The 11,557-nt window shown below is 69.2% G+C and carries 8 protein-coding genes, 1 pseudogene and 1 CRISPR repeat array; all 9 genes and pseudogenes read right to left on the reverse strand.

The window, feature by feature from the left end; all coding sequences use genetic code 11:
• Positions 1-918 (reverse strand): type I-E CRISPR-associated endonuclease Cas1e, encoded by a 918-nt coding sequence (cas1e, locus tag ACZ69M_RS50040; RefSeq protein ID WP_470060377.1) that lies wholly within the window; start codon positions 916-918, stop codon positions 1-3.
• 74 nt (positions 919-992) lie between these two features.
• The gene (gene cas6e / locus ACZ69M_RS50045; protein ID WP_470060368.1) at positions 993-1,667 is read right to left on the reverse strand and encodes a type I-E CRISPR-associated protein Cas6/Cse3/CasE; all 675 of its coding nucleotides are present in this window, start codon (positions 1,665-1,667) and stop codon (positions 993-995) included.
• The gene (cas5e, locus tag ACZ69M_RS50050) at positions 1,664-2,500 is read right to left on the reverse strand and encodes a type I-E CRISPR-associated protein Cas5/CasD (RefSeq protein ID WP_470060369.1); all 837 of its coding nucleotides are present in this window, start codon (positions 2,498-2,500) and stop codon (positions 1,664-1,666) included. The genes cas6e and cas5e overlap by 4 nt, the downstream gene beginning before the upstream one ends.
• A complete protein-coding gene (gene cas7e, locus ACZ69M_RS50055) occupies positions 2,497-3,675 on the reverse strand; it encodes a type I-E CRISPR-associated protein Cas7/Cse4/CasC (protein WP_470060370.1) in 1,179 nt (392 codons plus the stop codon). Before cas7e ends, cas5e begins: the two co-directional genes overlap by 4 nt.
• A 48-nt stretch (positions 3,676-3,723) precedes the next feature.
• The gene (casB, locus tag ACZ69M_RS50060) at positions 3,724-4,422 is read right to left on the reverse strand and encodes a type I-E CRISPR-associated protein Cse2/CasB (protein ID WP_470060371.1); all 699 of its coding nucleotides are present in this window, start codon (positions 4,420-4,422) and stop codon (positions 3,724-3,726) included.
• A gap of 40 nt (positions 4,423-4,462) precedes the next feature.
• Complete coding sequence (gene casA, locus ACZ69M_RS50065; RefSeq protein WP_470060372.1) at positions 4,463-6,034, reverse strand: type I-E CRISPR-associated protein Cse1/CasA; 1,572 nt, start codon at positions 6,032-6,034, stop codon at positions 4,463-4,465.
• A 238-nt stretch (positions 6,035-6,272) separates the two neighbouring features.
• Positions 6,273-9,158 (reverse strand): CRISPR-associated endonuclease Cas3'', encoded by a 2,886-nt coding sequence (locus tag ACZ69M_RS50070; protein WP_470060373.1) that lies wholly within the window; start codon positions 9,156-9,158, stop codon positions 6,273-6,275.
• A gap of 183 nt (positions 9,159-9,341) precedes the next feature.
• Positions 9,342-9,799: a CRISPR direct-repeat array (repeat unit 29 nt; unit sequence GTCCTCTCCGCGTAAGCGGAGGTGAACCG).
• Positions 9,800-10,164: 365 nt separating this feature from the next.
• Positions 10,165-11,244 carry a MerR family transcriptional regulator gene (locus ACZ69M_RS50075; RefSeq protein WP_470060374.1) on the reverse strand — a complete coding sequence of 360 codons (1,080 nt, stop codon included), beginning with the start codon at positions 11,242-11,244 and terminating at the stop codon, positions 10,165-10,167.
• 69 nt (positions 11,245-11,313) lie between these two features.
• A pseudogene (locus tag ACZ69M_RS50080) lies at positions 11,314-11,557 on the reverse strand (hypothetical protein); the annotation flags it as partial.

Here is an 11,557-nt window from a genome sequence, read left to right on the forward strand (position 1 = left end):
TCATGTGACCGCTCTGTGGTTCATGCCACCGGGAACTGGTCCGGAGATGGGGTCCCATAGATCGACGAGCTGCTCCTCCGGGTCGGGGATGTCGTAGGCAGATTCGAGGCCAAGGAGTCCCTGGATGTCGGCGACGATGCGCGGTAGGAGCTTGAACAGCCGCAGCCCGTCACGGAAGGAGCGTCGCGCTTCAGCTTCGGGATTTGTAGAGGAGCTGAGGGAAAATGCGAGAGGGATCGTCAGGTCGGCCTTATATAGGTCAGCGATGTCGTAGACAAACGCCTGCTGGTTGCCGTTGTGGACGAAGCCGAGGGCAGCGGAGCAGCCCAGGGCAAGGATGGCGGCGTGCACGATGCCGTAGAGGCATGTGTTGGCGGCGGAGAGGGCGAGATTGACAGGGTCTTGGGTGTCCCAGGATGCCGGGTCGTAAGCGCGACGGAAGCGGCCGATCTTGTACTGCTGTGCGAGCAGGCGGTAATGGGCTTTGACACGTTGGCCTTCCAGCCCGCGCAGTTGGGCGAGTGTAGTGCCGGGCGGGACGGCGGCCTCGCCGAAGCGTTTTTCGTACATGGCGGTGGCGACGGCGAGTCGACGGGTGTCGTCTGCCCAGGCACGGGTCTGACGTTCGAGCCACGTCGTGGTGAGGGAGTCAGGAAGGGTGGCTGCGTAGCAGCGGACTCCGCCGGCACCGGTGATCAGGACAGTGGTGCCGTGGCGGGCGAAGGTGGCCAAGGCGCGGGCGGTGATGGATGTGCCCGGGCCGAGCAGGACGCAGCCGAGGGCAGCCGTGGGTATGTAGACCTTCTCAGTGCCCCGGCGCTCGCTGGTTACTTCTGCGCAGACTCCGGTGTCGTCCTGGTGGATACGGACGATGTCCAGGTAGAGGAAGGACAGCGAATCGGCGATGCGCGGCAGCATGGCGACGGTGGGGGAGGCGAGTTTGCGCCGCGCGCGAGCGTGGTTCGGCTGTGCTCCTGATGTGGCTGCAGTGTTCACGGGGCCTCGCGCGTGGGGGCGACGCTGAGGAGGCCGCAGCCGTATGACTTGCCGCGGCCGATACCTTCGGTGATTTTCTGGCGGAGCAGGTCGGGGTCCGTGATGGCGGCGGAGCCGTCGAAGCGGGTGCGGTTGTGCCGGATGCGCTGTTTCTCGCTGCTGCCGTTGTTGGTTCGTACGCCTTGGGCGGCGTCGAGGGGGTGGGGGTGGAGGGTGAGGGGTTTGAGTCCGGCGGCGTCGGCTTGGCGGGTCCACCATTCGTCGGCGGCGGAGCCGTTGAGGGGGACGACGGCGGGGAGGCTGTAGAGGGCGCGGGTGGTGGCGCCGGGTTTGCGGACGGGGCTTGCGGTGCAGCGGTAGCGGATGGTGAGGCCGGGTTTGAGGGCGTCCAGGAGGGGATCGAGAGGGCGGGTGACGGACTGGCCATAGCCGTCGGGAAGGCGCGTGAGGTCGGGTTCGTGGGTGCTCTGCAGCAGGATGTGTGCCCCGGTTGGGGTGTCTTCGACGCGGAAGAGGACGCCGAAGCGGGCGCGTGGGTCGGGTCCGGCGTCGGAGGGGTAGAGCGACATGAGGCGGCGGTGCAGGCCCATGGCCGAGTCGTTGCCCCTGAGATCGCGTCGGGCGTCGCGGGAGCGCGGGTCGGGGACGATGCGGGTCAGCCAGACGCTCAACGGTGGTTCCTTTCGGGGTGGTTGAGGTGTTCGCGCAGGTAGGCGGCGAGGCTGTTGAGGTGGTCCGTGCCCAGGCCGGTGAACTGGTCGGCGGGCAGATGAAGGGCGCGCCGGTAGAGGGGGCGCGCGCGGTAGGCGCGCTGGCGTGGGTGGAAGTTCAGGGGGTGGTCGTTGACCTCGCCGGAAGAGTGGCTGCCGGTGTCGGCGCCCGGTGGGCAGGTGCCGTCCGGTGCGGGCAGGCGGTCCAGGGGGTGGTCGGAGAGGAACTCGATGCCGTGTGGGCCGTGTTGGGGGCGGGGTGCGGAGATCGGCAGCCGGACGAGGTGATACAGGACGTCGTCGAAGCGGCCGAGCAGGAGGGGGCCTTCGGGTGGGCAGGAGCGTCGGCCGAGGTAGGGCGGCCACTGCGGGGAGCTGAGGGCTGTGGCGGTGCGAGTGAGCAGGCTGCTGTCGCCGGGGGCGGCAGTGAGGGCAATGGTGAAGACGGCATCGGCGAGGTAGGTGCGGTGGGTGAGGAGGGTGGTGGTGTCGCCGCTGCGTTTCTTGCCCTCGGCGGTGGTGACGGTGGCTTTGGCGGGCAGGCCGCCGCCGACGGTGTGCAGGTCACGCAGGAGCACTCCGGGACGGTCGGCGCGGACGGTGAGAGACAGCCGGGCCAGGTCGTCGATGTCGGCGCCGCGGCGGCGCCCGAGGGCGGCGGCGAGCAGGCCGATAACGCCGGAACGGGTGGGCAAGCGGGCGGTGTCGCGTTCGTTGAAGTGGCTGCGCTCGCCCCAGGACTGCAGCGGCCCGCTCAGCCGCAGCAGCAGCCCTGCCGCGGTGGTGTCGCTCACGCGTTCGCCTCGGCCGGGCGGGTGAGGGCCGCGTCCAGAGAGGTGGTGATCAGGTCGTCGAAGGAGTCGCGGCGATTGCCGAGGCCGGTGAGGTCTTTGGTCTCCAGGCTGGCCCAGCCGGAGGTGAGGATGCCGGCGGTGCCCAGCAGGGTGTTCGCGGCCTGGGCATAGGCGGCGAGCTGGGTGCGGGAAACGTCCGCGAAGCCGCCCCGGGCGCTCGCCTGGACGGGCTTTTCGAACGCGGCCGCGTAGGAGAGGGGCCGGTCGGTGCGGACGGAAAGGTGGACGAGGTCGGGGATGGTGTGCGGGGCGGTGGAGTTCTTCTTGGCCTGGGGCAGTGAGGTGATGAAGGAGGCCAGGAACGCGGCAGTCAGCTCCCGAGCGGCCAGTTGGTCGTCGCCGATGTTGGCGGCCAGGTCGCGCAGATCGAGGGTGGCGTAGCGGTAGAAGGTGCCGGCGCTGAACTCGGCGTGGCCCATGTGGCCGCTGCCGGTGGCGTCGTTCCAGACGGCGGTGACGTCGTCCACGGCGGAGAAGTAGTCGAGTTCGACGTCGGTCTCGTGCGTGGTCAGGGCGTGGGCGACCTGGACCGCGCCGTCCACGCCGGCGTCGTCGATCTCGGCAAGCATCCGTCCGAAGAGGTTGATGACACCGTTGCGGGAGCGCAGCACCGTCTCCACCGCGCTGACAGGGAGGATGCTCTTGTCGGCGGGCTTCTTGATGTCCTTGGCCGCCTGCAGTTCTTCGCGGTGCTGTTCGGCGAGTTCGGCCAGCTCGGTGACCGCGGCCTCCGGCACGTACACCATGGCGTTGGTGAGCACCTTGTTGGGGACGGTCTGCTTGGCGTCGGCGGGGGATTTGGCGAGTTCGAACTTGATGCCGCTGGCGGCCGCGGCGTGGCCGCCGGCACGCTGGGCGAGCTCGGTGGGCCAGCCGCGGTCTTCCAGTTCGCGGGTGACGCGTTCACCGATGCGGCGGGTCCGCAGTGCGGCCTGTCCGATGTGGTCTTCGAAAACGCTACGGATGGCGCGTTTCCAGGACTGGCTGCTGACACGGGTGCGCAGGGTGTTGCCGTACTGGACTGTCTTGACGGAGTTGGTGTCGTCCCGGTTCAGATTGGCGAAGGGGACGGACTGCAGGACGTGGATGTCGATGAAGCGGGCCGGAGCGAGCACAGGGTGCCTCTTTCTTAGGTGGATGGACGCACAGACGCAGGCCGCGCGTTAGGGGGTGGGGTTGTCGGCCTCGTTCTGATCGGCGTGGTCGGCCTGCTCGCGCAGGGTCTGGCTGCGCTGGCGGTAGTAGTCCTGCAGCCAGCGCCGTGAGATCCGCCCGGAGTGGACAGGCCAGGCGATCAGGTCGGCCAGCAGCTGAGCCCAACCGATGGGTACGCCCACCTCGCGCAGGTAGCAGACGGCGGCGGGCAGGTGGCGGTGCAGGCCGTTGGTGCTCTGCCGGGTCAGCAGGTTCAGGCGGGACTCGGCGGTGGACTCCCGCATCTCCCGCTCCCGGCCGGGGCTTGTGGTCACAGCGAGCGCGAAGGCCAGACCGAGACTGGTGCCGTAGCGGGGAGCGGGTGCCTGCTGAGCACCTGGCGAGTCCGCGCCCGGCTCAACGCCAGGTGGGGACTCAGGGCCGGGTTCGGGGCCGGTGTAGGTGCTGCGGGGCTGTGCGGCGATCATCGCGGCCACCGCATAGTAGGCCCGCTCCTCGGACTCGGATGGCCGCCTGTCCTGGGGGAGCCACGGGGCGACGAAGCGGTGCATGCGGGGCACGTCGTCGAGGCTGCGGCGCAGCCCGGAGCGCAGAGCGGTGCGGGCGCCGGGATCGTCCCGGCAGATCTGCTCGATCCAGCGGGTGTAGGCGGCAAGGCGCCGACGCATGGCGGCAGTTGGATCATCGGTGGCGGTCTGGGTGGTCATCCAAAACCTTCCTCGGACAGATGATGGGAGGGCGGACCGGTCAGGCGGTCGGCGAGCTCGCGGTCTTCTTGCGGACCCCGCCGTACAGGTCGATCCGTGCGTGGGCCACCGCCTTTGCGCCGCGCTGGGTGCGGGTGACGGAGGCGGTGACGGTGTCGTACGCGTCGGTGGCCAGGCGCAGGAAAGCGGTGCGGGCGGCGGCCGGGTCGAATCCGGCGCCGGGGGTGTGGCCGGTGCGGTCGATTTGGCGGAAGCGGTCCCAGAACTCGGCCTCGGCGTCTGGCCAGTAGCGGGCGGCGGCCTCGGCCGCCCAGGTGTCGCCGTTCGCCTTCGGGTCGTTCGTGTACTGGGCCCAGGCCCGCTTGACTGCGCGGTCCAGGCGGCGCCCGTACATTTCGCCGAGCTGCCGCATCCGCCCCACGGCGGGCGCGGTCGCGGGCGCCTTCTGTTCGGTGAAGCCCATGACGGGGGGCGTGCCGGCGTCGACGAACTGGGTGTCCTTGGCCTGGCCCTCCTGCTCGAAGCCGAGGGCCCGCACCCGCAGGTCCTCGGAGACCTCGCTCGCGTAGTCGAACACCTTCGGGCGCTGGGGCTGTGCGGTGCCGGGGGGTTCGCTCAGGAGCAGGGCGTCCAGATCCCGCCACAGTGCGCGCCTCGAGTCGGCCGGGCGCGGGTAGCGGTTGCCCTGCTGGCTGATCTGCCAGATCAGATAGTTGTCGTCGCGGGGGATACGGCCGGCGCGGTACGCCCAGGTGATGTAGGCATCCCGTACCAGGCCCGGACTGTTCTCGTCGGGGACGAGGAGCAGGGCGTGCTGGGAGCAGGCGGTCAGCCGTGAGCAGGGGCCGGAGGGCAGGGGCGGGGCGGCGTCCGGGTCGCGCAGCTCCTCCCGCTCCCAGGGGCACAGATCGGCAGAGCGCCGCACCGTCACCTCCGGGGGAACCAGGCCTGCCAGGAGCGTCTCGAACAGGGTGTCCCCCTCGGGGTGATAGGACAGCGCGGTACGCAGCGGGCCGGCGGTGGCACTGGCGGTCTTGACCCCGTTGACCTCGCGGGCCGAGCAGCGGCCCGAGGGCCCGTAGTAGTGCCACACCAGCAGGCTCAGCACCGCCTCCGCGGCGCTCGGCAGGTCGGGGCGGGCGTCGCTGCCGTGCCGAAACCACGCATGGGCGTTGCCCGCCGGGCGCGTCACGATCAGCTTGTTCACCCCGGCGGTGTTGCCGGCGTCGCACTGCCCGGCCAGCCGGGCATCCTGCATCCACGGGCGGCCCCCGTCCCCGTCGTGCAGGAAGAACCGGTGCCGGTAGCGGTCGACGTAGCCGGTGATCCCCTCCGGGGGGAGCTGGCCGGTGTCCAGGATGTCCAGGCGCCGTTCCCCCCAGTCGCCGGGCCCCCACTCGTCCAGACCCGTCACGCGGGCGGTGAGCGCATACAGGATGCGCAGCAGCGCGGAGTGGGCGGGCGGGTCGGCGATCGCGAGGGCGGCGATGTCGCCACTGCGCAGCAGCAGGTCTTGCAGCCCCGCCCGTTCGGGGCGGGGGAGGGGTGCGGCAGGGGTCCATAGGATGGGGATCCAGGGTTCGACGAACAAGTTGTACGTACTGGCGGGCATCGGACTCCTATCGCCGGGGCGCCGGTCACAATGAGGTGGGGTCTCCGCAGGCGCGGAGGTGAGCCGTGTGTTGCCCGCAGAGCGACGCGAGCCTTTTCCCCTGCCTGCGCAAGCAGGCTGATGCTGTTCCCCTCCAGCACCGTCGCCGCTCGACTTCCTTAGAACAGCGGCTGGTTGAGGACATTAGCCAAGTGTGTTGCCCGTATAAGTGCGTTCTTCGGGAAGTGACGGGTAATGATCAGCTGGTTTCGAGTCCGACACCGGAGACCCGGATCGTCCGGGCGCCGTGGCGGCAGCTCCACACCGCTGCTACGCCATCGCCTCCCGCAGGCTGCATCCGCAGCAGGACCAGATCGCGCAGCACCGGATGCTTGCCCCAGCCCGGCGGCGCCGGGTGCCCCTCGGCCCCGCGCAGCCAGGCGCCCGGAACCGGCGCCACGTGCGCCATCACCTGCCTCAACTCCGCATGAGCTACACCACCTATGCCTCCAGTGGGCAGGCGGAGGGCACCGCCCTCATCGAGGGCGAGCGTGCCGCCCGGCTGCTCGTACAGGCACAGCACCCGCCCGCTGTCAGCCCCCAGCCGAGTGGTCAGCAACTCCTCGGTGACCCCCGCTTCCCGGCGGCTGAGCCGGTTCAGGTCACCGGCCACGTCTGCGGGAGCGCAGATGGCGACCATGTCGGCCAGGTGCGCCTCGGCCGCCTCGTCCGCCTGCCGCACGGCGTCCATCCGCGCTAGTTCCCGCTGTACGGCCCCGTCGAGCCGGTCCACGAAGTCCTCCGCGTACACGGCATCGACCAGCTCCTGCACGTCCCCCGGGACCGCGATCCCGGACCCGTCCCGCTCGCGCAGCAGGTGCGCCGTGCGGTGCAGCATCCCGGCGTCGTACACACTTCCCCAGCTCCGCGGCACCTGAGTGGCCCCGCTCTCGCCGACCGGCTCCAGAACGACCAAGCGCGGCGCGTCCTCCGGCAGCGCCCACGACGGGCGCCCACAAGCGCCGCGCGCGTGGCGGCGTCCCCGGCCGGCCCGCTGCAGCAGCTGGGCCAGCGGCGCCAGATCCGTGATGATCAAGTCGAAGTCGAGATCCAGCGACTGCTCCACGACCTGGGTGGCGACCAGAACGGACGCCGGGCGCGGCCTGGAGACATCCAGCGGCGAGCGGGGCTTGCCATAGGCCGTCTCACACGCGGACGTGATCTGCTGCCGCATGTTGGCCGGGTAGCGCGAGTGCAGCAGCCGCAACCCACCCTCAGGGGCCGCGAGTTCGGGAAACGCAGCACGCAGGTCACGGAAAGTCTGCTGGGCTTCGGCCACCGTGGTGCAGCACACCAGCGCGGTCCCGCCCTGCACGACGACCGGCTCAAGCGCCTCGCGCACGGCCTGACGGCGACCTCCCGCGCGCACCGGACTGTCGGCCGTGGCCACCGCGTCCCAGACGACAGGCAGCATCCGCACATCCAGGGTACGCCGGCGCTCGCTGCCGGCCTCCCGTGGCACACAGACTTCGCCGTTCGCGGCGCCAGTGAACATCCAGCCCGGATAGCACGGTTCCACGGAGGACGGTTCGAGGAATCCGGCCCCACGGCGGTAAGCATCCACCAGCGACGAGGCCGTGCGGCCGGACAGGGTTGCGGACAGCAGGACCACCGGAGCACCGAACGCGCCGAGCCACTCCAGAAGGCGGCTCAGCAGCTGATGCATCCACGGCCCGTAGGCATGCGCCTCATCGACCACGAACACCTTGTCGGACAGCCCGAACAGCCGCAGCGCGTTGTGGGTGACCGGCAGCACCGCGCTCAGCGCCTGATCAATGGTCCCCGCCCCCAGCGGCGCCAACAGCCCCCGCCGATGTCCGCGCAGCCACCTCCCCGCCTCGGTCGCGGTGGAGGGGTCCGCGCTCACCTCGCCCGCTGCCCGGAGCGGGCCCACGGACTGCCTGGCCGCGGAGTAAGCGGGGCTGAGCCAAGCCATGGAATGCAGCAGCGTCAAGGCCCGCTCACCGCTGACGGCGTGCTCCGCGAAGGCACTCACCCGCGGGTACATGGCGTCGGCCGTGGCCATGGTCGGCAGCGCAAAGAACAGCCCCCGGGCCCCCGCCGCATGACCCAACACCGACGCCGCATACAAGGCCGCCTCCGTCTTCCCGTCACCTGTCGGCGCCGTAACCAGCAGCAGTCCCGGCCCCTTCTCCTTGACCATTCCTGGCAGACGGGCGACAAGGTCGGCTTGGAGACTGTTGGGGGCGAACGCAAACATCTCCTCAAACCGTTGAGCATCGAACCGAGCCCGCCCCAGCTGAGCTCCCGCCACCAGCCCCGGAGCTGCCTTCTGTGTACGCTCCCAGTGCATATCGATCTCTTCCGGCGTCGCACGCCACCCCGCCGACGGCAACAGCGGGATGATCGCCTCCTTTTGGCTGGCCAGCCAGTCCGCGACGACCACCAGCCCGGCAACGATCACCGCCAGCTCGGCCGGCAACCCCCGCTCCGGCACCCCCCACCCACCCGTGACGCGCCGCAACTCCTCGAAATGGGCCTGGCGTTGCACCGCCCAGCCATCCCCACCGAGCCCGGGCTGATAGGCACTGGCATGCGCCACTTCCTTGGACTTCAGCACCACGCCAAAACACCCGTGATGGCCACCAAGCAACTGCGCCACCTGATGACTCACCGCAGTCCGCATCACCCGGCCGCCACCGGGATACCCCGCTTCGCCAAGTAACTGCACCAGCGCCCAGTGGGTGGCCATCTCGTGGCGAAACGCCCGCTCCCGTTCCGCCCCAGGAGGACACGCATAGGCCGGATCGCTCTCTACGGCCGCGAACGCCTCCGGAACCTGGGCCTGGAACGGAGGAGTGATCTTCCCCAGATCGTGCAACCCCGCCCAGAAAGACAGCACCCGCCGGGCCTCGGCGACCGTCAGCCCCAGCGCCCCTGCGACCTTCTCACGCACCTGATCACTCAGCAGCACATCCCACAGGGCACCGAACACTCCTGCGGTGTCCAGCAGATGGCAGACCACCGGGTACGGACGCGGAAGACCGTGCTCCTTGCCCCAAAACCGGACGTCGACCGGGACGTGTACCGGTGAGACGGACTCACGCTTCATCATGACGGCCATGCATAACAGGCCCCACTGACAATGCGCCCCCACCTGCACGGAGACCAGAGCGGATCCACAACAGGGCCGTAGAATCCAAGCCGTGGAACCTCAACCGGAGCATGGGCAGGCCCATTCGGGACAAGTCCACTCGGATACCGCAAAGAATTCGCAAACCGCCTGAAGGTGGCCAGGTCAGGAAGTGTCCTCTCCGCGTAAGCGGAGGTGAACCGCTACCGGGGTGAACGCAGCCTTGATCGCATCGGTCCTCTCCGCGTAAGCGGAGGTGAACCGCCTGGTGGCCCACCCGCGACACCGCGGCAAAGGTCCTCTCCGCGTAAGCGGAGGTGAACCGGAGAAGGTGCAGGGTCCGCCGCCGAAGTCGGAGTCCTCTCCGCGTAAGCGGAGGTGAACCGAAGTAGACCTTGTACTGCTCGATGTACGAGGAGTCCTCTCCGCGTAAGCGGAGGTGAACCGACGGGGCAGCAGGGCGACGCGTGGCGGTACTGGTCCTCTCCGCGTAAGCGGAGGTGAACCGGCGCTGAAGGCCCTCGGCCTCGCGAGCGGGTAGTCCTCTCCGCGTAAGCGGAGGTGAACCGGCTGCACTCAGCTCGGCCTCCCGCTTCTCGGCGTGTCCTCTCCGCGTAAGCGGAGGTGAACCGCGGTCCGGCTTCGACATCGCGATGCCGCCGGGGTCCTCTCCGCGTAAGCGGAGGTTCGAGAGCCGTTCCGTGGCGCGCATCAAGATCAATGTCAGTGACTTTTGATGTCGCTCTGCCGCTGTCGTGCCTACGGTTGAGTGGGACATCGCGGGTGGTCGGTGTCCCGCTCAACCGTAGGCAGCGTGATGTTCACCCGCGGAGCCAGGCCAGCAGGCGCCGTGGAACCGGTCGCGTTGTAGTGGCTGCCATGGTCCGGGAAGTCGTCTTGGCTGTCCTGGTTCGTTGGGCGAGTCGATATGCGTCGGCTTCGCGGATGAGTTCTTGAGAGCGGATCTGGTGCAACTCGAAGTGCATGCCGCTCGCTTCTACTGCTGGATCTCCATGACGTCGGCGACCACGCAGCTGATGTTGTCGGGGCCGCCGGACGCGTTGGCGAGGGCGATGAGTTCGCGGACGGCCTGCCCGGGTGCGCTGATGTCGGCGAGCACTCGGTGGATGTCTTGGGTCGGCACGATGGTCGACAGGCCGTCGGAGCAGAGCAGGTATCGGTCTTCCCGCTGGGCGTCGTGCAGGCGCATGTCAGGGGTGGTGTCAGCTCCTTGGCCCAGGGCCCGGACCAACAGTGACCGCTGGGGGTGGGAGGCGGCTTCTTCCGGGCTGAGGCGTCCTTCGTCGACCATCGACTGGACCATGGTGTGGTCGTGGGTGATCTGGAACAGTTCTCCGTCACGCAGGAGGTAGACGCGGGAGTCGCCGATGTGGACGAGGGCGAGTTGTGATCCGGTCCAGAGCATCGCGGTGAGTGTGGTGCCGACCTCCTCGTGGGAAGAGCCGGTCCCTGCGATGCCGTGGACGGCCTGTTTGGCCTGTTCGATCGTGTCTTCCAGGACGTTGAGGAGGTTGCCGGCCGGGATGCTGTCTGTTTCGAGGCGCTTGAGCGCGTCGACGGCGGCCGCGCTGGCAGGGGCTCCTTGACGGCCGTAGCCGTCGGCGACGGCAAACAGGCGGGACCCGGCGTGGACGGTGTCCTGGTTGCTCTCGCGGACGCGGCCGGTGTCGGACAGAGCGGCGTAACGGATTCCCAGGGGCTTGGCGGTCGGGGACATGGCGGGGTCCTTCCGGGACAGGTGGTCGATGAGGAAGGTGGCCAGGTCTCGCCGTGCGGCGGTGTCGGCCTCGACGTGGGCCCAGAACACGCGGACCTCCTGGGATGCCGCGACTGCATTCAGCGTGCGGACGTGCTGGATGCGGGCCAGGGGCATTCCCAGGCGGCGGAGCCAGGCGACCAGTCGGGCCTGGTCCAGCTGTTCTGGTGCGTAGAGGCGGTAGCCGGTGACCGGGTCGACGCGAGCGGGGGACAGTAGGCCGAGCTCGTCGTAAAGACGCAGTGCCTTCGGCGACAGCCGGGACGCCTTCGCGAACGCCCCGATGGTCAGCAACCCCATGCTCGTTCCTCCTCATGCCGAGCGCGTCGCCCGGCCCCACTGATGCTGTGGGCTCCCCCAAGGTGAAGGTCAACCAAGGATTCTGCTTGGCCCCGTCCGATGGTCTCCCACTCTGCCGGCCTGGGCTTGTTCGGCCAGGGCTTTGGTGTGGGCGAGGCGGTATGACTCGGTTCCGGTCTGGATGATGGCGCCGTTGAAGGTCAGCCGGTCGACGATGGCCGCGCTTATCTCGACTTCAGTCTCTGAATCACGCTGCTGACCAGCAACATGATGTCGTGGACGGTTGTCTTTGACTACGAGCTCTCGGCGGCGA

This window comes from Streptomyces sp. NPDC107454 (assembly GCF_055582885.1).

Excerpts from the sequence above, each read along its gene's own strand:
- cas1e (WP_470060377.1), bottom strand. The coding sequence starts at position 918 with ATGCTGCCGCGCATCGCCGATTCGCTGTCCTTCCTCTACCTGGACATC.
- casB (WP_470060371.1), bottom strand. The coding sequence starts at position 4,422 with ATGACCACCCAGACCGCCACCGATGATCCAACTGCCGCCATGCGTCGG.
- casA (WP_470060372.1), bottom strand. The coding sequence starts at position 6,034 with ATGCCCGCCAGTACGTACAACTTGTTCGTCGAACCCTGGATCCCCATC.
- ACZ69M_RS50070 (WP_470060373.1), bottom strand. The coding sequence starts at position 9,158 with ATGGCCGTCATGATGAAGCGTGAGTCCGTCTCACCGGTACACGTCCCG.
- ACZ69M_RS50075 (WP_470060374.1), bottom strand. The coding sequence starts at position 11,244 with ATGGGGTTGCTGACCATCGGGGCGTTCGCGAAGGCGTCCCGGCTGTCG.